Source organism: Chryseobacterium indoltheticum (assembly GCF_003815915.1).
GTDB lineage: Bacteria > Bacteroidota > Bacteroidia > Flavobacteriales > Weeksellaceae > Chryseobacterium > Chryseobacterium indoltheticum.
In genome coordinates, this window is record NZ_CP033929.1 from 3,583,844 (window position 1) to 3,605,314 (window position 21,471).

General features: G+C 31.6%; 25 protein-coding genes. 13 read left to right on the forward strand and 12 right to left on the reverse strand.

Going from position 1 to position 21,471, the window contains the following annotated elements:
* The first annotated feature begins 14 nt into the window (after positions 1–14).
* Positions 15–266 (forward strand): hypothetical protein, encoded by a 252-nt coding sequence (locus tag EG358_RS16500; protein WP_076562818.1) that lies wholly within the window; start codon positions 15–17, stop codon positions 264–266.
* A complete protein-coding gene (locus tag EG358_RS16505; RefSeq protein ID WP_076562816.1) occupies positions 256–537 on the forward strand; it encodes a type II toxin-antitoxin system RelE/ParE family toxin in 282 nt (93 codons plus the stop codon). Before EG358_RS16500 ends, EG358_RS16505 begins: the two co-directional genes overlap by 11 nt.
* A gap of 2 nt (positions 538–539) precedes the next feature.
* Here the strand turns inward: EG358_RS16505 and rimM are convergent, their stop codons facing one another.
* From rimM to EG358_RS16530, 5 genes are all read right to left on the reverse strand, one after another.
* Positions 540–1,082, reverse strand: a complete 543-nt coding sequence (gene rimM, locus EG358_RS16510; RefSeq protein WP_076562815.1) for a ribosome maturation factor RimM — start codon at positions 1,080–1,082, stop codon at positions 540–542.
* Positions 1,083–1,193: 111 nt separating this feature from the next.
* Positions 1,194–1,757, reverse strand: coding sequence for a 30S ribosomal protein S16 (locus EG358_RS16515; RefSeq protein ID WP_076562813.1), 564 nt, complete (start codon positions 1,755–1,757; stop codon positions 1,194–1,196).
* Positions 1,758–2,053: 296 nt separating this feature from the next.
* Positions 2,054–2,566 carry a nitroreductase family protein gene (locus tag EG358_RS16520; RefSeq protein WP_076562811.1) on the reverse strand — a complete coding sequence of 171 codons (513 nt, stop codon included), beginning with the start codon at positions 2,564–2,566 and terminating at the stop codon, positions 2,054–2,056.
* 196 nt (positions 2,567–2,762) lie between these two features.
* Entirely contained in the window at positions 2,763–3,212 is a 450-nt protein-coding gene (locus EG358_RS16525; RefSeq protein ID WP_076562809.1) for a hypothetical protein, read from the reverse strand.
* Between the two features lie 155 nt (positions 3,213–3,367).
* Positions 3,368–3,901 carry an SRPBCC family protein gene (locus tag EG358_RS16530; RefSeq protein ID WP_076562807.1) on the reverse strand — a complete coding sequence of 178 codons (534 nt, stop codon included), beginning with the start codon at positions 3,899–3,901 and terminating at the stop codon, positions 3,368–3,370.
* Positions 3,902–4,233: 332 nt separating this feature from the next.
* Here EG358_RS16530 and EG358_RS16535 point away from each other — a divergent pair, with 332 nt between their 5' ends.
* The gene (locus tag EG358_RS16535; RefSeq protein WP_076562805.1) at positions 4,234–6,291 is read left to right on the forward strand and encodes a M3 family metallopeptidase; all 2,058 of its coding nucleotides are present in this window, start codon (positions 4,234–4,236) and stop codon (positions 6,289–6,291) included.
* 20 nt (positions 6,292–6,311) lie between these two features.
* On the opposite strand, the gene xerA is transcribed toward EG358_RS16535, so the two are convergent.
* Entirely contained in the window at positions 6,312–7,142 is an 831-nt protein-coding gene (gene xerA, locus EG358_RS16540) for a site-specific tyrosine recombinase/integron integrase (protein WP_076562804.1), read from the reverse strand.
* Positions 7,143–7,369: 227 nt separating this feature from the next.
* Between xerA and EG358_RS16545 the strand changes: the two genes are divergently transcribed.
* The 10 genes from EG358_RS16545 to EG358_RS16590 all read left to right on the forward strand — a co-directional run bounded on the left by EG358_RS16545 (position 7,370) and on the right by EG358_RS16590 (position 14,541).
* Positions 7,370–8,107, forward strand: a complete 738-nt coding sequence (locus tag EG358_RS16545; RefSeq protein ID WP_123890142.1) for a hypothetical protein — start codon at positions 7,370–7,372, stop codon at positions 8,105–8,107.
* Positions 8,108–8,277: 170 nt separating this feature from the next.
* Complete coding sequence (locus tag EG358_RS16550; RefSeq protein ID WP_076562799.1) at positions 8,278–9,255, forward strand: alpha/beta hydrolase family protein; 978 nt, start codon at positions 8,278–8,280, stop codon at positions 9,253–9,255.
* Between the two features lie 16 nt (positions 9,256–9,271).
* Positions 9,272–10,357, forward strand: a complete 1,086-nt coding sequence (locus EG358_RS16555; protein WP_076562834.1) for a YARHG domain-containing protein — start codon at positions 9,272–9,274, stop codon at positions 10,355–10,357.
* 159 nt (positions 10,358–10,516) lie between these two features.
* Positions 10,517–11,026 carry an ASCH domain-containing protein gene (locus EG358_RS16560; RefSeq protein ID WP_083677102.1) on the forward strand — a complete coding sequence of 170 codons (510 nt, stop codon included), beginning with the start codon at positions 10,517–10,519 and terminating at the stop codon, positions 11,024–11,026.
* 223 nt (positions 11,027–11,249) lie between these two features.
* The gene (locus EG358_RS16565; protein ID WP_076562796.1) at positions 11,250–12,071 is read left to right on the forward strand and encodes a carboxylesterase family protein; all 822 of its coding nucleotides are present in this window, start codon (positions 11,250–11,252) and stop codon (positions 12,069–12,071) included.
* Positions 12,072–12,109: 38 nt separating this feature from the next.
* Complete coding sequence (locus EG358_RS16570; RefSeq protein ID WP_076562794.1) at positions 12,110–12,493, forward strand: tetratricopeptide repeat protein; 384 nt, start codon at positions 12,110–12,112, stop codon at positions 12,491–12,493.
* A 28-nt stretch (positions 12,494–12,521) separates the two neighbouring features.
* Positions 12,522–12,722, forward strand: a complete 201-nt coding sequence (locus tag EG358_RS16575) for a YqaE/Pmp3 family membrane protein (RefSeq protein WP_076562792.1) — start codon at positions 12,522–12,524, stop codon at positions 12,720–12,722.
* A 16-nt stretch (positions 12,723–12,738) separates the two neighbouring features.
* A complete protein-coding gene (locus tag EG358_RS16580; RefSeq protein ID WP_076562790.1) occupies positions 12,739–13,413 on the forward strand; it encodes a DUF4919 domain-containing protein in 675 nt (224 codons plus the stop codon).
* 29 nt (positions 13,414–13,442) lie between these two features.
* On the forward strand, positions 13,443–14,036 hold the full coding sequence (locus EG358_RS16585) for a hypothetical protein (RefSeq protein WP_076562789.1): 594 nt from the start codon (positions 13,443–13,445) through the stop codon (positions 14,034–14,036).
* Positions 14,037–14,163: 127 nt separating this feature from the next.
* Positions 14,164–14,541, forward strand: coding sequence for a PEGA domain-containing protein (locus tag EG358_RS16590; RefSeq protein WP_076562787.1), 378 nt, complete (start codon positions 14,164–14,166; stop codon positions 14,539–14,541).
* A 438-nt stretch (positions 14,542–14,979) separates the two neighbouring features.
* On the opposite strand, the gene EG358_RS16595 is transcribed toward EG358_RS16590, so the two are convergent.
* The 6 genes from EG358_RS16595 to EG358_RS16620 form a co-directional block, all read right to left on the reverse strand.
* Positions 14,980–15,414, reverse strand: coding sequence for a tetratricopeptide repeat protein (locus tag EG358_RS16595; protein WP_123890144.1), 435 nt, complete (start codon positions 15,412–15,414; stop codon positions 14,980–14,982).
* Positions 15,411–15,935, reverse strand: coding sequence for a hypothetical protein (locus tag EG358_RS16600; RefSeq protein WP_076562784.1), 525 nt, complete (start codon positions 15,933–15,935; stop codon positions 15,411–15,413). The genes EG358_RS16595 and EG358_RS16600 overlap by 4 nt, the downstream gene beginning before the upstream one ends.
* Complete coding sequence (locus EG358_RS16605) at positions 15,925–17,190, reverse strand: PAAR-like protein (RefSeq protein WP_159436399.1); 1,266 nt, start codon at positions 17,188–17,190, stop codon at positions 15,925–15,927. Before EG358_RS16605 ends, EG358_RS16600 begins: the two co-directional genes overlap by 11 nt.
* 1 nt (position 17,191) lies before the next feature.
* Positions 17,192–18,190 (reverse strand): LysM peptidoglycan-binding domain-containing protein, encoded by a 999-nt coding sequence (locus EG358_RS16610; RefSeq protein ID WP_076562781.1) that lies wholly within the window; start codon positions 18,188–18,190, stop codon positions 17,192–17,194.
* Between the two features lie 7 nt (positions 18,191–18,197).
* Positions 18,198–20,351 (reverse strand): type VI secretion system Vgr family protein, encoded by a 2,154-nt coding sequence (locus EG358_RS16615; RefSeq protein WP_076562778.1) that lies wholly within the window; start codon positions 20,349–20,351, stop codon positions 18,198–18,200.
* 204 nt (positions 20,352–20,555) lie between these two features.
* Positions 20,556–21,470 (reverse strand): ankyrin repeat domain-containing protein, encoded by a 915-nt coding sequence (locus EG358_RS16620; protein ID WP_228421468.1) that lies wholly within the window; start codon positions 21,468–21,470, stop codon positions 20,556–20,558.
* Position 21,471 lies beyond the last annotated feature (1 nt).

Genomic DNA, 21,471 nt, shown 5'->3' on the forward strand with positions numbered 1-21,471 from the left:
AAAATCTGCGAATTATGACAGCTTTAGAAGAATCTATCTATAAAGAGATTCAACATAAATTAAAAACAGCACCAAAAGAAATTCTACAACAAGTTTTAGGATATGTAGATGGAATTTTGGAACGTAAAACTGATAATAATTTCGATGATTTAAAGATGCTTGTAAATGAAGATTATGCAGTTTACAAATCAGGAAAATCAAACTTAATAAGCATTGACGAGGCAGAAAAGGACATTGACAATTTTATTTCTGAAAATGAAAATTGAAGTAACATCTGTTTTCACAAACAAACTAAAAAGGCAAATAGAATATATCTCTTTAGATAAAAAAACTGCCGCAAGAAAATTTAATCAGTTAGTTTTTAGAAAAATTAAAGAAATTTCAAACAATCCAAAAATAAATAGAAAATCTATATTTTTCGAAGATGAAAACATACGTGATTTAATTGTAAAAGGATATCTTATTGTCTACGAAATTTCACCTGCTGAAAATAGAATTGTAGTTTTTGGATTCTATAAATGGGAAAAAGACTTGTAATCTTACTCATCCTTTTTCGAAGGTACCAAAAATACATCGATTAAACCTTCCGGAATTTGCATTTTGATGAATCTTTCTTCACGGTTTACCTCAAGAATCCAGTCTTTGATTAATGGAATTACCACTTCTTTTCCATCAAGATTGGTTACAAAATAATTCTGCGCCGTTTGGTCATTCACTGATCTGATAATACCACAGCTATTATCTTGTTCATCAAAAATTTCGTATCCGATAATTTCGTGATAATAGAATTGTTTGCCGGTAAGTACAGGCAGACTCGTCAAAGGAAGATAGACGCTTTTCCCTAAAGACTGATCTACCAAAGCTTCAGAAGAATTTTTAAAAGCAATATTCAAAGCATCAAGTTTGCTCCAAGAAGATTTTTCAATAAAAAAAGGCACCAGCAAACCGTTGATTTCTACAAAAATAGAATCTAGTTTTTTATAAAGCTCGGGTTGGTCAGTATCCAGCTTAAGGATAACATTTCCGGCAAGCCCGTGTCTGCGTGTGATTTTTCCTAATAAATAACAGTCTTCCTTTTTCATAATGACGTGAGAGTTTTAAAAATCTGTTTCAAAAAGTAAAAACAGATTATTTTGTTGTAAACAACAAAGACACGAAAAATCGTGCCTTTGCTTTGTATCTTTTTAAAAGAATTAAGCCTGAGTTTCTTCAGTTCCTTCTGCTTCAGCAGTTGGTTCTTCCGTAGCTTCTGTAACTTCTTCAGCAGGTGCGTTTGCAGCTTCTTCAGCAGCTTTTGCATCAGCTTCAGCTTGCGAAGCAGCAGCAAGTCTAGCTTCGTTTACTTTAGTTTCAGCATCAAAAGCAGCTTTTTTAGCGTCAGCTTTAGCATTTGCCAAACCGTCTACTTTACCTTGTACTTTAGATTCTTTAGACTCTACCCAAGCATTGAATCTCTTCTCAGCTTCAGCCTCATCAAAAGCTCCTTTAGCAACACCACCTTGTAAGTGTTTTTTGTAAAGAACTCCTTTATAAGAAAGAATAGCTTTTGCCGTATCAGTTGGCTGAGCTCCGTTGTTTAACCACTTTACAGCAGAATCAACGTTTAAATCTATTGTAGCAGGGTTTGTAATTGGGTTGTAAGTACCTAGTTTTTCGATGAATCTACCATCTCTTCTAGCTCTTGCATCTGCAACTACGATGTGGAAGAAAGGCTTACCTTTTTTACCGTGTCTTTGTAATCTGATTTTTACTGACATAATGTTTGAATGTTATGGGAACTCGTCCCGGTTAAATATTTAAGTGTGCAAAGATAGTAAAAAGTTTCAAGTAAAATGGCTCAAGTAAAAAGTTTTAGAAGAATATTTTTCAGGAGCCGGGAACCTGCTTTCCGCTATATCTTTTTCGCAGGCACTTTTTTCAAGCCAACGCAGAAAAAGGATGTCGCTGCAATCAGGGCTATGAAATTAGTCTAAAATTCACACACGACCTTACTACAATAATTGGTAAACTGCTACATTGTTAAATTGTTACATTATTAGATTGTTACATTGAACTAATCAACATTTCCCATGTAAAACAAACCAAGACATTTCTGGTTTTCTTCGATCGTTAAAGAATCTTTCAGATGGTCGACAATTTTTGGTGAACTCCAATAGCAGCCTACTCCATTTGCTGTACAGGTAAGATACATATTCTGCACCGCCATAGAAACCGCTGCAATCTCTTCCCACTCAGGAACCATTCCGCTGAAATTAACAACGATAGAAATTACAGCATCTGCTTTGTTGATTTTAAAACCTATATCCTGATATTTCTTTTCTAAAAAGACTTGCGGAGCTTGACTTGCTTTATAAATTTCCTGCATTTCTACAGCCAAATTTGCTTTTTCGTCCCCTTTGAAAATTTTGAAACGCCAAGGTTTTGTACGTTTATGATTGGGAGCCAATGTTGCCGAATGAAGAATCTTTTCGATTATTTCCTGAGAAATTTCTGTTTCGCTGTAATCTTTTGGAAAGATGCTTCTTCTTTGTTCTATGATTTCTTTTAAAACTTCTGCTTTATTCATGAACACAAAATTAAGGAAAAGATGGAAGCAAGTTATGAAAAGCTGGGAGTTTTTTTTTGGATGTAATATGCTTTTACTAAATTTTTGGTTGCTTTTTTGATGCCACGAATTCACGAATATAAGTTTTAAAACTTGAAAAAAATTAGTGTATTTGTGGCTATTTCACTTGCATCTTTTTACTTTTTACATGGTTCTTTTATATCACTTCCTCAATTTTCTGATGAATTTTATTTAAGGTAAACTCTTCGCCGGCTTTCATGCCGATAATTTTCTGAGCCATTGGGCTTTCGGGAGAAATAGCATAGAAACGGTCGCCTTCAAAGAAAAATTCACCCAAAGAAACAGAAATATAAAAACGGGCTTTATTGGTAATTACTAATGAACCTAACTTGGCATGTTCAGATTCAGAATTCAAAACTTTCTTCATCTGTTGCTGCATATTTCTTAAGTTGGCCATCTGCTTATCTAAATGGTAAATCTCATCCTGCATTTCTTCACGGATCGAATCGTATTTTGAAGTTTTTTTTATTTCGCGGCTTGCTTCCAAAGTAAAATTCAAATAAAACTCTAACGTTTTTACTTTTCCAGAAATCATATCTCTTACAAAAATCCGCAATTCATTTTTATTGTAAATCGCCTTCTGCATACATCGTAATCTTTACATAAAGATAATATTTAATTTAAAAAGTTGCTTATTTTTTTTAATAGAACCTTGACAGATGAGATTTTTAACATATTTAAATAAAAAACTGCTTTCAACAATTTGAAAGCAGTTTTTTAGAAATTTATTATAAGTTACATTTATTTTTCAACCAAAGCTTTTAAGTTAGTAAGACCTTCATCGTAAGATTTTCCCATTTGGTAATCCATCATCGGTCTCATAATTTTCATCCACGTTTCTTGTTCGGTATCCATACTCCAGGTCACTTTTGTAGAATTTCCTTCGGAAGTTAAAACAATATCCGAAATCGCCTGTCCTTCAAAAGGTCTTTTAAAAGTCATTTCTGTTTTTTGCTTTTCATTGGCAACCAATTCTTTAATTTCCTGACATCCGGCGCCTGCATCATCATTTTTGCTGTCCCAACAATACTTATCTCCTACTTCACCGGGAGTTCCGGTGTACACAATTTTCATGTTTTTATCTAATTTCATCCAGGGATTCCATTCATTAAAAGATTTCATTGAAGCGACCTGCTGCCAAACTTTTTCTTTCGGAGCATTCATCACCATCGATTTTTCGTAATGGTAATTTTTACCAAAAGCCAGCATTGCAATGATTGCATACACAACGATTAAGAGGACAATCCCACCAATAATTTTTAAAATTGTTTTCATATATAGATTTTTAAAGTTTTTTATTCGTTATATAGAATCACCAATCTGCATCAGTCTTTTTTGGAAATCTTTTTAATGGTGATTTCATAGTTTATAAATATTAAAGTTGCTTTTGACCGTAAACAAAAAGCTAAATACTTTGAATAACACGATATTTCATCCTTTTATCTAAAATCAAAATTAAACATTTCATCACAACGCCATCTTTTCCTATGACAAGAATATTCCTCATTAGGTACATTTGTCACAAATGAAGATCAAGGCATCTTTTTTGCGCATAAAAAATTAATTCAAATCAAATAATTAAATTTACATCAATTAAAAATACGTCAATGAATATTTTAACAGAAAAATTCAATACACCATATCATTCAGCACCTTTTGATCAAATAAAAAATGAAGATTATCTTCCTGCTTTCAAAGCATTAATTCAACAATCTGAAGAAGAAATCAATGCTCTTATTAATAATCCGGAAGAACCAACTTTTAAAAATACCATTGAAGCATTAGCCTTTTCGGGTGAACAGCTTGATGTAGCTTCGAATATATTTTTTAATTTAAATTCGGCAGAAACAAGTGATGAGCTCCAGAAAATTGCTCAGGAAGTTTCACCAATTTTAACCGAATATTCTTCAAAAATTTCTCAAAATGAAGCTCTTTTCAATAAAATCAAAAAAGTTTATGACCAAAAAGAGAAATATAATCTGAACGAAGAGCAGCAAATGCTTTTGAATGAAACGTATAAAGGTTTTGTAAGAAGCGGTGCTTTATTAAACGAAGAAGACAAAGAAAAGTTAAAGAAAATCAGCATGGATTTATCTTTAAAATCCCTTCAGTTTGGGCAAAATGTGTTGGCTTCGACCAATCAATATTTCAAACATATCACCAATAAAGAAGATTTGGCAGGAATTCCGGAAGCAATTATCGAACAATATGCTGAAGAGGCTAAAGAAAGAAATCTGGAAGGTTGGGTTGTGACATTGCAATATCCAAGCTATATTCCGTTCATGACGTATGCTGAAAACCGTGAATTGAGAAAAGAAATTGCGTTGGCAAATGGCAAAAAGTCTTTTGACGGTGGAGAATTTGACAATCAGAATTTAATAAAGGAGCTTCTCAGTCTAAAACAGCAAAAGGCAGAATTATTAGGTTATACGAATTACGCAGATTATGTTCTGGAAGAAAGAATGGCAAAATCGCCGACAAAAGTAATCGACTTTCTAAATGAATTATTGACTAAAGCAAAACCTTACGCTGAAAAAGAAATCGAAGAATTGAAAGCTTTAGCAAAAGCCGACGGAATCGATGAAATGCAAGGTTATGATCACGCATATTATGCCGAAAAACTTCGTAAAGCAAAATATGATCTGAATGATGAGGAATTAAAACCTTATTTTCCTTTAGATCAGGTTCAAAATGCTGTTTTTGGTCTGGCAAAACAACTTTTCGGATTGACTTTTAAGGAAAGAAATGACATTCCGAAATATCATGAAGATGTGAAAGTATATGAGGTTTTTGAGGCTGGAAGCGAGAAGTTGGAAGATGGAAGTCACAATCCTGAAAAAACTTTTAAATCTCTTTTATACGTCGATTATTTTCCAAGAAAAGGCAAAAGAGCCGGAGCCTGGATGACGAGCTATAAAAATCAATATCAAAAAGACGGTGAAAATTCTCGTCCGCATATTTCTATCGTCTGTAATTTTAGCAAACCGACAAAAGATACACCGAGTTTACTGACGTTTCAGGAAGTGACCACCTTATTCCACGAGTTTGGTCATGCCTTACATGGAATGTTGGCAAATACGCAATACCCAAATCTTTCAGGAACTTCTGTGAAATGGGATTTTGTAGAATTGCCTTCTCAGTTTTTGGAAAACTTCTGTTACGAACCGGAATTTTTAAAAACTTTTGCCAAACATTATAAAACAGGAGAAGTTCTTCCTGATGAAAAAATTGAGAAAATCGAACAGTCGAAAAACTTTATGGAAGGTTATCAAACGATGAGACAGCTTGGTTTTGGATTGCTCGATATGAATTATCATACCAAAGTTGCAGAGTTGGAGAATAAGAGTGTAAAAGAATTTGAAGATGATTATACGAAAGCAACGCAATTGTATCCTGCAAATCCTGAAACAGCGATGAGCCCAAGTTTTTCACATATTTTCCAGGGCGGATATTCCGCGGGATATTATTCTTACAAATGGGCGGAAGTTTTGGATGCCGATGCCTTTCAATATTTTAAGGAAACCGGAATTTTCAATCCTGAAACTGCCGCAAAATTTAAAATTTTACTTTCTTCAGGCGGAACGAAAGATCCGATGGAATTGTATAAGAATTTCAGAGGAAGTGAGCCGAAAGTGGAGAGTTTGTTGAAGAGGGCATTTGGGTAAATCATTCAAATTCAAAGTTCTCAAAATTTAATATCTAGAGGACTTTGAATTTTTCTTATGGTTAAATCTGTAATATGCGTGTAAATTTGAGTAGTCACCACACTGTTATGTCCTAAAAGCTCCTGAATATATATGATGTCGGTACCATTTTCAATAAGATGTGTTGCAAAACTGTGGCGTAGGATATGAGGTGTTACCAATTTTTGTATTTTCGCCTTTAAAGCCGCCTGCTTTACAACTTGCTGAACACTTCGGGGTGAATATTTTTCGTTTTTTCCGCCTTCGAAGAGATAGGTTTGTGGAAAATACTTTTCAAAATATTCTTTAAGCAACGGCAATACAGATTTTGGCAGCATTACATAGCGATCTTTTTTTCCTTTAGCCTGAATTATCGAGATTCTTCCAGATTTTGAATCTATATCTGTGATTTTTAAATTAATTAATTCACTTACTCTTAAACCACATCCATATAAGAGACTTATCATCGATTTATGTTTCAAATTTTCAGTTAATCCAATCATTTTTAAAATTTCTTCTTTGTTGAGATATTTTGGTAATTGGTGCTCTACTCTTTTTGGATATAAATGTGACAAAGAAAATTTTCTACTAAACATTATTTCATAAAACAGTTTAATACTTCCTAAAATATGTTTTTGAAATGATTGCGAAATATTTTTCTCCCTTATCTCATGATACAGATACTTTTCAACAATAGTTTCGTTCACCTCTTCGATGGCAGTACCATCAATTGATTTGAAAAATGAAGTTAAAGTAGAGATATAAGTTTTGATTGTGGATTCGCTGTACCTTGCAATTTCAAGTTTTTGTCTGAATATTTGAGAATATTTCATCAATGTATGTTTTAACCAAAAATACTAAACATTCGTCAATCCGAAAAATATTTTCAACAAAATTTCACATAAACAACTAAAAACCAACACATCAACTAAAAATAAAATTAATTTCAAAAATTAGCTTTGCGAATGTTATATAAATTGGATTGACGCAATGCGTAAATTTGGAAGTTGTGCGATATGCTAAACAAACATTCGCCAAAGATAGACTTACAGAAAAACAAATGAAAAAAATCTTATTACTATTTACAATTTTACCTTTTTTTGCTTCTTGCCAATCAAGTTTAGAAGATGGAAATCTTGACTTTGAAAAACTAAATTTCGGAAGATTTAACACAAAAGAATATTATTCAAAATCTTTGAGAGCGGAATGGACAGATTATCATAAAATGAGGAAGAGCGACCTAAAAGAAATTTATTTCTTTCAAGCTGATGCGGATACGATTGACGTTGATGGAAATGATTTTAGAATTGTTGAACCATATGCGATTACTTACCGCCAAACAGGTATAGGCAGAAGCAATTGGAATAAAGATTATTGTGTCGGCTTTTTTAAAAATTTAAAATTCGATGAAGTAAATGCAATAACAGATTTAAAAAACAATCTGCTTATAATTTCTGGCACAACTGACAGTATAAAGACTGAAATTATAGAAAAATTCTCAACAGAGTTAACCCAATTATATGGTAATCCAACTTTGACGAATATCTCATCAGGAATGTCGTCTTACGACATAAAAAAATGGAATTTTGAAGATAAAATAATTGCTCTTGTATCAGATGGAAAATTAGATTATAAAAATGTCATCTTAAACGAAAGTCAAAAAAAGTACATCAAGGAAATTGAAAGTAGAAATCATACTTCCGCTACGTTATTCATTTGTAGAAACGGATATTACGATGTTTTTACTAAAATGAATATGAGAACTGGGTTTATGACAAAATTCGAAAAAAAAGATTAGAAAAGCACAATCGCACAACAAGGGTTTTGCAATAGTGGGGCGAAACTGCAAAGTTCAACGGCAGTTCTTCGATTGAACTTTTGTCAAAATTGAAGATTTGTGCTTCGATTGCCCCACCATCGCAAAGCCCCAAAACGTTAGCCATAATTTTATAAAAAACAGTATATAAAATGAAAATTAGACCAATTATTTTCTTCATTCTTTTAGCAAATTCAATATTCGCACAAAAAGCAAAAATTGACTTCTTGCCAAATCTACCTTATGACAAATACGAACTTAAAATAGACAAAGACACAATAACATTTTATCTTTCTGTAACTTCTCATAAAGAAAATTTGCCCTTAATTATTTATGTTCAAGGTTCGGGAATAAATTCATTATTTGAGAACAGAAACGGGCAGATTGTTCCTACTTCCGGACATATGGCTTGGTTTAATGTTGGACAAGAAAAATACAGAGTTTTAATTGCCGAAAAACCAGGAGTTAAATATTTGCAAAAAGGAGAGTCCAAATCTTTTGACCATAAATTTTCTCTTGAAAGTTGGAGTAACACAATTGTAAATGCAATAAATTATGTTATACAAAATGAAAAAATAGATAAGCACAAAATTTTATTGGCTGGACATTCGGAAGGAGGTGTTGTCGCATCAAGAGTTGCAAATTTAATGAAAGACAAAATATCTAATGTTGCAATTATGGCTGGAGAAGGTCCTTCACAACTTTACAGTTTATATAAATTTGCAGATGACGGAACATTTTTCAATACGAAGGAACATAATATGCCGACTTCGGAAGAAAGAATAAATTATGTCAAAGAAAAATGGGCGGATATTTTAGCCGACCCAACTAATACCGAAAAGAAATTTTTGGGCTTTACGTATTTACGCTGGTCGAGTCTTTTACAAACTTCTGTTATTGATGAACTATCAAACTATAATGGGAGAATATTAATTCTTCAAGGAACTTCGGATAAAGCAGTACATCCTGAATCTGCAACAGTCGCTTATACAACTTTACTAACAAAAGGGAAAAATGTAGAATTAAAACTTATCGAAAATGCTGACCATTCTTTTAATATACTTGAGAAACCTGAAATTGACGGTTGGAAGATGGTTATTGAAAAAACAATTAACTGGTTTAATCAATAGAAAAAACCGACACCAAATGACAAGACACATTTTTACAATATTATTTATAATTATAAATTATTCTGTATTTGCAAATGACGGAGCTTTTTTCGCAAAAGGAAATCAACTCATTCCAATCAATGAAACAGAAATTACTGTCAGAAAAGAAATTTTGACGCTTAAAAAAGTCAGAAATAACTTTATAGAAGTAACTGTCTACTATGAATTTTTTAATCCAAACGAAGACAAAAAATTAACTATTGGTTTCGAAGCTTTTTCGCCTGAAGGTGATGTTGATGGAACGCCAAAAAATGGACACCATCCGTATATGAGAGATTTTACAGTAGACCTAAATAACAATATTTTAAAATACAATGTTGCTTATGTTTCTGATTCATTATATACTGAAAACGGGAAAATAAAATCTAAAGGCATTCCTAAATTCGATGATAATGCAAGTGTAAATTATGTTGACTTTTATTACGTGTATCATTTTGAAGCAAATTTCAAAAAAGGCGTCAATATTATAAAACATACCTACAACTACGACTTGTCAGGTTCAATTGACTACAATTATGATTTTGAATATGTATTAACTGCCGCCAATCGTTGGGCAAACAAACAAATAGATGATTTTACATTAATTATTGATATTGGCGAATTCGAAACGTTCTCTATCAATAAATCATTTTACAAAAACGCAAATGAATGGCTTTTAAACGGAATTGGTAAAACAGAAGACGTTAAAGGCGTTAAAAATTCATTTATTGAAAATGATGCAACAAAATTCCATTTACAAAAAGGAAATTTAATTTTCCAAAAAAAGAATTTCAAAATTAACGGAGACTTATTTCTTTACGCTCAAAATTATATTGGAATTCAAAATTTAGAATATATTCCTTTCAGTTATTATCAAGAAGAAAATATAAATGAACCAAAGAACGATTTACAAAGAAAAATTTTAAAGAATTTACCTTTCGCAAGACGTGGTTATGTTTTTCAAAATCAAGAGTTGAATACTTTTTACAAAAAAATGGATTGGTACATTTCAAATCCAAACTATGAACCAAACACAGAAATATTAACAGAAAACGAAAAGAAATGGACAGAAAAGTGGAAATAAAAACCACTGCTAACAAGGGTTTTGTATCAGGCGGGCTGAAGTGCAAAATTCAACAGTAGTTTTTCAATTAAACATTAGTAATAATACCAGCTTTTTTGCTTCGATTTCCTGCCCTAACGCAAAGCGCCTAAACATTACCTGTAAACACAGAAAAAAATCATGTATAGATTTATATTCCTTTTTATTTTTATAAGTTTATTGTCTTGCAATAAAAAAGAAATTGATATGACAGAGTATTGGAAAGAATTTCAAGAAAATAATGTTGAATACAAAAATACGATACAACCACAATCATTTTACTTTTGTGACAATAAAAAGGATGCAGATGAATGTGCCGATTTAGTAGTTAAAAAAATAAAACAAGCAACTTCACCATCCGTTTGGTGGTTTGAAAAAAATAAAGAAGAACTTCCAAAAGTTGGAGATATTGCCATTGTTACAGATTGGAATGGAAATCCCAAAGCAATAATTCGAACAACAAAGGTCGAAATTGTAAAATATAAAGATATTACATCTGAATATGCTCAACTTGAAGGTGAAGGTAATAAAACCTTAGAATATTGGAAAAAGGTTCATTGGGATTATTATACTGAAGAAATGAATAAATTTGGTGAAAAACCAAATGAAGAAATGAAAATTGTTTGTGAATATTTTGAAACTATTTGGTAAAAATAAAATAAGTACAGCTAACACTTCAATAAATCATAAATTCACATTTACTTTTCGCAATATTTTCCATTATTTTCAAGAAAAACAAACCTCAAATTACAATAGATTATGTTTCTGTTCAAAATTCGGATGAAACAAAAGCGGAAGAAAAAACTTTAATTAAAACAATCCATAAAACAAGTTTATACAACTAACTTTTTGCATTCTAATAATCTTACCAGTTATGAAATTTAAAATAATTCTTTTATTAGTTTTCACCATCCATAAAGCTTTTGCACAAAAGAAAGAATTTCGGGAAACGGAAGTTGATACGCTTACTTTTTTGAACAACAGAAAATTATTAAACAGTTTAAACACCAATGCGTTTCAAAAGAAAACATTTGCAGAAAATGAGATTACAATTCCTTATCGATTTTTAATCCCTAAAAATAACCTCATCAATCAAAAATATCCTTTGGTTATTACCTTTCATAATTCCACAAGGATCGGAAACGATAATGAAAATCAGCTTGAGCCATTTGCTAAAATATGGCTGCGGGATGAAATTTATGAAAAGTTTCCATGCTACGTTGTAGCGCCACAGTTTATTAAACGCTCTACAAATTATAAGATTAATAAAGACGGTATTCAGGTTTCAAAACCATCTGACGAAGTTTTTGCTTTACTGAAATTAATTAAAGCTCTTAAAAAAGGATATCCGAATATTGGTAAAAACAGAATCTATCTGATTGGTTATTCAATGGGAGGTTCGACTGCCCAAAATCTTATGAATCTGAGTCCTGATACATTTGCTGCGATTGTTTCCGTGGCTTCGGTTCCTGATTTTTCGAATCTTACTAAAATTAAAGAAAAAAATATCTGGTTAATTCATGGTAAAAATGATGATGAAAACCCATATATTGGCAGCGTTGAATTGTACGACAAACTTTCTTTCAATAAAAATTTGATCTTTACAACCTTCAACAATCTTAATCATAATAATATTGTGATTCCTTTTTTGGTAACCGATGAAATTCCGAAATGGCTGTTTGGAAAGCGCAGGTAAAAGGAAAATAAGTATTTACAATTTCGTAATTTTACGCCATGAATAATATTACCCACAGATTAGAAAATGTAAAAAGACTTCAGGCAAAAAGATGGGAAAATGAGGATCATTGGGATGATATCAACGATCTTTTGATTAAAGAACTTGAAGATATTTTATCTATAGAATCTGAAAACACATCTGCTTTGATTAATCTCGGAGCTATTTTATGTGATTCGGGCGAGTATGAAAATGCTCTTATAGTCTTAAAAAGAGCATTAGATTTGGGTTCGGAAGATAAAAATCTGTACACTAATCTTGCAATCGTAATGGTGGATATGGGAATAAATCCCGAAGAATATCATGAATATCTGGAAACTGCTGAAAATATGCGTGAAAATCCGCTTACTTTCAAGGCATATTTTGATCCACATTCACATTAGAAATCAATTAATTTAAAAACTTCAAACCATGTTACTTGCTATTTTACTTCCATTTTTATCCTTTATTGTGAGAGGAAAAATCATCACAGGAATTATATGTTTTATCTTGCAAATTACAATCTTGGGCTGGATTCCTGCAGCGATATGGGCTGCATTATCATTACAAAATTCACGAGCTGAAAAGAGAAATGAAAAACTGATTCGTGCAGTACGAGAAAATAGAAATTAAAATATTCTAAAGCATCATGATAAAATATATCCTATTTTTTTCTCTACTTTTTGTCCCGGGTTTTATTTATTCTCAAACAAAAGAATATGAAGCTCCGGACTATAAAGCCATTCAGACAAATATTGAGAATAAAGATTCAGAATATTATTATCCGAAATTGATGGATAAACTGAAAGCAAATGACACGCTCATTACCAGTGATCAATACAAGCATTTGTATTTTGGATATACCTTTCAGAAAGACTATCATCCGTATAAAACTTCAGAAAATGATAAAAAGCTTATCCCATATTTTCAAAGTAAGGATTTAAAAAAATCTGATTACGCAGAAATTATAAAAATATCGAATGCTTCACTAAAAGAGTTTCCTCTCAATCTGCGTGTGATGAATTTTCTTGGCTACATTTATCATTTAGATGGTAATGAAGCGATGGCAAACAAAGTTTCTCAAAATTTTTATGGTTTATTCGGCGCTATTTTCAGCTCGGGAGACGGAAGAGATTGTGCATCAGGATTTCATGTAATTGCTGTAAGTCACGAATATGTTGTGATGAATATGTTGAAGTTAGAAATTGCTTCGCAGAGCTTAACCGGCGATTGTGATTATTTAGCTCTAGAAAAAGACAAATATAAATTGCCCGGAGTTTATTTTAATATAACAAAACTCAAGGAAAAAGGGTTTGATTTTTAAAATTAAAGCTAACCAACATTTCACAAATAATGAAAAAACTATTTACTTTTTGTTCTATAATATTATCCTTCACTATATATTCTCAAAATATACAGACTGAACTTTTTTTAAATGAGAATCAAATTAACGAGTTATTTAAATCAGATTCAAGGATAGAAAAGCTATTTATCAAAAATAGTAAGGATTCAATTTTGGCATTTGCTGAGATTAAAAATGACTCGGTATTTTCTATATATGTAAAAAACAACAAGCAAGAAAATTTACACTTTATTCCTCAAGATAATAAACTAACTCTTATTCAGGAAGCTTTAACTCAAGATAAAGACTGGAAACCGATTGAGTTTTGGGTTAACTCCGATTGTGGAGTATCTTATCTCAAAAAAATTAATCTCAAATCTGGAGCAGTCATCGCTTTAAATTCAAAAAAATATAACGGAAATTTTAAAACTAAAATAAGATTTAAGTTATTAATCAACAGTAAAGTTTATTATTCAAACTCTGTCAAAGCATCAATCAACAAGTCAAAATTTGAAAAATCAGTTTGGTATAATCAAATTAAAGAGATTTACTACCCTACTAAAAGTGAAAAAGAAGCTGAAAACATTTTATTCTTAAATGAGTAATTTAATTCTGAACGAAATGAATATTTTTTTATTCGACTTAAAAAATATATTTTCGCATTACTGAAAATTAGAGCTAAAATATTCTGTTTCAGCAAAAATTAAAATTAAAAACACTATCTAATCAAAAATGAAAAGAACTTTATCACTTGTCTTTGGCTTAAGCATTGTGCTTTCTACTACATCTTGTGCGACCATTTTTACAGGAACCAAAGATTCAATCACATTTACCACAACACCGGAAGGTGCAAAAGTAATCCATAAAGGAGTTGAAAAATGTTTAACACCTTGTACAGCAGAAATCCCGAGAGGTTTGGGTAAACAAATGGTGATGTTTCAAAAAGAAGGTTTCGAGACTAAAGAAGTGAAGCTTACCAAAACTTTTAATCCGGTAACGTTACTAAACATTCTTCTTGGCGGCGCAATCGGTGTAGGAATTGATGCGGCAACCGGATCGCTTACAAAATACAGCCCTAAAAGTTATACTGTTGATTTGGAGTCTAAATAAATCAATTACTTTACAATATTATAGGGAAATCAGAATTAAAAATTTTTAGTTCTGATTTTCTTTTTTATGTAAGATGTTTTCGTAGCTATCTATTTTCACAAATTTATATTTTAATTAGCTGTCCTCACATACAATTGTAAAATATAAGATGAATCTAGAACTTACAAAATTGTTAGTTGATGGAGTTTTAAATTCTAAATAACTTGAGAAAAGATGTTAGAAAGTTATGATTTAAATTTTACTTACCAAAAAAAATATTTTTTAAGATGATTAATTGAATCTAGTATTCTAAAGTTTCGTTTTGTAACAATATTCACAAATTATTTTCAACAGTTGAATCAATAGAATTTGTCAGAAATCTTTTCCTAATAAACTTATTTATATGAAGGAGAAGTATATTCTGAAAGACTTATAATCGGCTTAAATTATGTATTCTAATTATTTAATATTATTTTTTTCAAGTTCTTTTAAATTATTCATGCTTGTCTGATTGCCACGTTCAGAGGCTTTTTTCCAATATAGTTTTGCATTCTGAATATCATTAATTTTAAAATAAGCCACTCCTAAATCATTCAGTATAATCTTATTATCTTCATGCTGAGAATCTAAATGGCTGAGATAACCTTTTAATTTTGGTATTGCTCTTTTAGGATTACCAGATTCTAAATAGATTACACCAGAGTATTTAAGCGCATCAGTATTACCTAATTTTTCAGCCATATCAAAATAAACCAAAGCTTCTTTGTATCTGTTTTCATTAAAGTATTCTATTCCTTTATCTAAATACTTTTGCTCATCTTTTTTAAATAAAAATTTATAGGACATGAAGGATAGTAGAGCAAAAACTCCAATTATTGCAATAATTTTTCTCATAATACTAAAATTAAAATACCATAAAACAGATAAACAACGATTAAAAATTCAAAAATTTTGAGTTTGAAAGTATAGATTGCATAAGCATTTAAACACATCATTAAAATACAAAAAACAAAAAAAGGAAGTTTGCCAAATTGAGAAAAATAATAGTAAAAGATGTCTATAAAAACATTCTTTTTTTGTAATCCAATATACTGGATGTCTTTTCCTTTTTTGAGCTTCAGAAAGTCTTTTTTATTTACAAAAAAAGTAATGTGCTTATCATTCTTATTATATAATATCTTTTTATCATCCTTCAAATTTGATAAAACTCCTGTTCCAGAGTTATAAAATTCATTTGTATAATCTGCTATACGAAACTTATAGAAAGGAACTCTTGTAAATGATTTTGTTACTTCAGTTAAAGCTCCATTTATACTAATAAGATTACTCTTTAAAAAAATTAATTTTAAAGGCACATATAAAATACCAGCAATTGAGATTAATATTATTATAAAAATCTTTATATTAAAATTCATTTTCTCTTACATTTATACCTTTCACAGCCTCTACTTCATGATTTAATAAAGCTTGAGCAATTTCTTCTTCACCAAAATTTGCCATTAGATTGAATGTAACAAAATCACCAATATCTTTAATAACATTTTCGATAAGACCTTTACCAACCGTTGATTTTAGCTGGTTCATAGCATTGGTCTGAATATTGAGATTGGAATTATTTGTTGTATTATTAATTTCTGTAATAGATGGCGAATGATATCCCGTTGTAGATGAACTTGATGAACTTATATTTATGTTTGTTGTACGAGGACTTGCATTGGGGTTGGTAGACGAATATATTGTTTGGGTTCCTACGGTTGTTTGCTGTACTGTAGTACTTGGTAAAATTACCTCTCCGTTAGGTGTAATTATTGTAGTTCTGTTTTGATTTATAGAAGTGTTTTGAGTAACTGATGTGTGAGTGATTTGAGTATTTACATTTTCAATTTCTGAAGCACCTCCCCAAAGTCCCCCTTCCGGAGAACTAACGTAATCATAAGTCGATGTCGCAGTTGACCCCAAACTTTCAGGATTAATTACATTACCCATACCTGTTACATCTTTTAACCAGTCATAGGTTTTACCTGCAGTATAATTTGCTCCAACAACACTTCCCGCTTGTATTAATGCAATCCAATTCTTTGCCTTTACCGCAGTAAGCAGTGCCGGTACACCTTGTGAAACCCCTTGAAATAAACTTCCCCCAAAATAAGAAAGCCCAATAATAACCACCGTATCTCTTAAAGTATCTACTCTGTTTTTATTTACAATTGCATCTGCGTACTCTTCAGAAAAGCAAATAATAATTTTACCTCCAAATAAACAATCTAATGTAGAACTTCCTATTAATGCTTTTTTATTTTCAAATTCGACATTCTGATGTACTGGTGCCCAATCATACATTAAAGTCGTCATAGCACAAATGGGAAATGATATTGCAGCGGCTAAACCTGTAGCGGCTCCAGCTGTAGCACCAATAGCCATTACAGATCCTAATGCTAATGCTGCCGCACCACCTGTAAAAAAAATCAAAGCACCAACAGCAGCACCAATTAACGCTCCGGCGATAACCATTTTCGAACATACAAAATTACCTCCAGTTCTGTCATCAATTGTTGCTAAATATTTATTCTGATTTTTTATTGATGACTGACTGTGAACTTTTATCTGTTTTTTATTCATTCCTGATGTACATACTAACCATGTTTCATCAGGTACATATACATTTCCCATATTATATTTTGGTAATTTCGTAATTGCATTTAGACACAATTGTGTCATTAATATTTTCGGTAAATTCTGATAAACACTTTTCTATATGTCCTGTCTTGTCAAGCTTATATTTAGATCTTAAACTAAAATCATATTCAAAATTATTCCCTAATAATTCTCTGTAGGTTTTATCATACAAATCTTTAAGAATATCTTTATTTTTATTTTCTAAAAAGCTCTTATTTTTTATTTCAAAGTAATCTTCTCCGTTATCAATTTTTTTTGTATTTATCTTCAACCAAATTTTATTGCCAGAAAATAAGGAAGAGTAAAGTTCTAATGAATGGCTGTTCTTTATACTATTTGTGTTTAATTTATTTTCAAAAAGTTGAGGAAATATTTGATTATATTGTATGTTTGCTACTATATGTTTTAACGAATCAGAATATATGCTTTTACTTGTTTCTATTATTTGTTTCAACATTTCCTTATCATCTGTCATTTCATTTAATTCTATTTTTACGATTTCCCATTTTTCCTCTATCTCAGTTTGATTAACTATTTTAACTATTTTCCCACTATGGTCGGTAGAAACAATTAAATTTTCAAAAGGCTTATCCAATAATGATAACAGGATTAAATAGCTATCATAATGAGGAGAGCTACATGTAATTACTTTTGATTTTTGATTTATTTCATAGGTATTACTCACAATACTTTTAATCTCTACAATACTTTCCGTTTTTGAAGTATAGATTAGTTTTTTAAAAGTATAATATTCACTTTCTGCAATAATTTTATAATCATTAATAAATAAATAATCAATCTCCCGTTTGTTATTTACTTCGGGGTTTATTATTATGGTAGATAAATGTATAGGAAGATAGTCTCCTGAAATTAGTTTTGTTAAAGAAGAGTTACTGTTATGATAATTAATAAGTTCATTTATTGATATTTTAAATTTTTCAGCAATTAGTTCTAATGTATCACCCTCCTGAATTTGGTATTCCAACAATTCCATCTTTTATTTAGTTTATATCAACTTGTTTACCTGTCACGACAGTATTACCTGTAGCATTAATTGATGTATTTGATTTACTATGTAAACTAAGATTATTTTGAGTAACAAGTAATGCGTTATCTTTTGAGTTCATATCAAGCATTCCGTTTCCTACAGAAATAGTAATTGAATCTTTTTTAATCGTTATTTTATTTTCGCCGACTTTAAGTTCGATCTGTGTTTTTCCTTCCAAAGAAATATTTCCGGCATTATCCATTGTTAAAACACTCTGATCTTTTCCGACATTAATTGTAGTCTTGGTTTTTACATTGGTGGTATGATTATTACCAATATCTTCATTATTATCATTACTCACAAGAGTGGTCACATCACCCGTTCCGCTTAATGTGACATGATTACCGTTTCTGTCTTTAATTTCAATTCCTGCTCCGTCATTCAGACAAATAATATTTCCGCTTTTACTGGATAAACTTTTAACATTATTTCCGGCTCCGCCACCGCCGCCAACTCCACCATGAAACATTCCTCCCATTACAAACGGTCGGTCAGGATGTTGATGAACGAAATTTACGATCACCTGATCACCAACTTCAGGAATCGCCATAAAACCACGGTTTTTATTTACTTTATCACTGCTTCCGGCATCCGGAGTCATTACTCGAATAAATTCTGAGGTATCCGGCCCACTCTGCCAATCGAACTGAACCTGTACTCTACCCTGATTTAAAGGATCTGCATTTGCGATAACTTTCGCAAACTGAGCCTCAGCTCTTGGATTTTCAAAAACCGGACGTGGAATATATCCGCTGTCTGCAGCAATAGCCTCAAAATATCCGGTGTAATATCCTCTTGCGTCAACCTCGTGCGTTACTTCAGTCATCATTAATTTGGTGAAATAAGAGGTTTGATTGGTATCTTGTTTTCTCATTTCAACATCTGCAGTACACCCAGGATATAAAAATGGAACCGTTGTTTCTCCTGAAGTAATAAATACCTGCGAAGCATTGCTTCCGGCCGTACCTTTTTGTGAGGCATCAATATCCATAAAAGATGCTGCTTTTATCGGCGCAACTCTTAAAGATGGCGTTGTAAATGTTTTTTCTGAAATTTCGTACGCTCGCTTTGCAATATCTGAAGCGTGGGTGATTTTTGAACTTCCCGTCGTCAGCTTTTCGTTTTTACTGCTGTTGTACCCGTAAAATGAAGGATTTACATGTTGAGCTTTCATTTTGATTTTAATATCGCTCACACTGCTTCCATAAGTCAGCTTTACAGGCTGTTCGGCAGGTGGAAGCTTTCCAAAATGCAGAACTTCACCGTCGTAAAAAAATTGCTCGCCGTAAGCTTCTGCAATTCTAGCTAAATAGTTGTAATGTGTTTCTTCGTACTGAGAACTGTAAGAAACGTTTCCGTATTGAGCATCTACTCTAAAGTCAAATTTATTTCCGCCAAGTCCTTCTTTGATAACGTGATGGGCAATACTGTTTAGGCTAATCGGTTGGGCACCCCCAAAACTTTGAATATGAGGAGCCGCATCTAATAATATGGTCGGGCTGAAACCACTCAGAACAATATTTCCTAAACTGCCTTTTTCTTGGCTGAAACCTACTTCTGTAATAACTCCTACAAAATTTCTTTCAGGACCGTCGATAACGTCTTTATATTTAAAAATTACAGTTAGTCTTTTCCCTAAAAAATTCTGGGCTTCCTCAAGATTATGATTTTCTGCAGAACCAAGCGTATCATGAGCAAGAGTAATGCTGAATTCATGATGTTTTATAGCGCTTTGATTTAATTTGAAATGCTTAAAATGTTTAATTTCTTTTCCTTCGATAATCAAATCGAGCTTTACCACTCTGTTGATTCCTAAAACCTGACTTGTGGCTATTGCCAAAGCATTGTGAATTTTTGAAGTTGGTTGATTTGCCCAAACTTTTTCTTCTATAACTGCAGGATTGTTTGTCTGAGCCATCTGATTCATAAACATATTAGATTTTTGTGCTACTCCATTAATGGGTTCGCTAATCTTTGAGTTTATGTTTTTGATATTTTCGCTGGCTTTATCTGCAATTTCTTTTGACGCTTCTTCCCGAAGGTTTTGTGTCGCACCAGTCTTTATCTCGCCTGAAAGCTGTGGTTTTATTGTATTATCCTGAAACATAATATTTTTCTTTAAACTTGTGAATTTGGTTTTTTATTTTTCTTATCTCATCAGAGATGACAAAATTTTCGTATTATGTATTACGAAAATTTTTGTTTTTTCTTATTATTTTAAATTTAATCATATTATTACCAAAAGAAAAAAAATTAAGCCTAAAATTTTACTTTTTGTAGTAATACTACGATTCATTCTTTAAGTATGGTATTATTGTAACAACAATTTTTGATCTTCTTTATATCTGTTTTCGCCGTAATTTTTATTAAAGTTCACAGATTTTTTATCTTTTTCGCTCAGTTTCTCATACAATTCTATTCGCAGTTTTGCTTCTGCTTTCGGATCGTCTTTTACAGGAAATGTAATGTGATATTTCTCTTGAAGTATAGTTGAGACTTTCAATAGGTTTTCATAATAATCAACAGCTTTAGGATTTTTATTTTCCGATGTTTTCTTTTTTTCGTACTCAATATATTTTGCCATTGGAGAAAGCTCAGTTCCTTTTATTTTGGGATTTCCTCCCTTTTCTAAGAGATATAATGCGATACGGAATTGAGACAAATTACGTGCTGCTTCTTCCATAATATTGTGCCCCAAATAAGATATATGATTAATATCTGCACCATTATCCAACAAAAAATCGATCATTTTTTTCTCGATTTGTTCATTTCCCAAAGACATTGCATTGCAAAGCGGACTATTCCCTAATTCAGGATTTGGATTAGCTTTATATTTGAATAAAAGCTTTGCCATTTTGTAATTATTTAAGGCAACTGCGTGAGAAAGGGGTAAGCCTAATCCTTCATTAGGAACCACAATGTTGGGATCTGCTCCGTTTTTAAGGAGAATTTCCATTGCAGGAAGATTTTCTACAACGGAAGCATACATGAGTAACGTATATCCTTTATTATCACTCAGCTGGTTGATGATTTGCGGATCATCTTTTAAAACACTTTCTAACCCTGAATTATCTTCATCAAAAATTTTCTGTGCAGCCTCTAACTGTTTTCCTTCAAAAAGTTTTTGAGGAGGGTATTGCTCTTTGTTTTGAGTTTTTCGGGATCTTGTATCCTGACAGGAAAATAACGTCATGGTAAAAAAGATTAAAAAAATTATTTTTTTCATG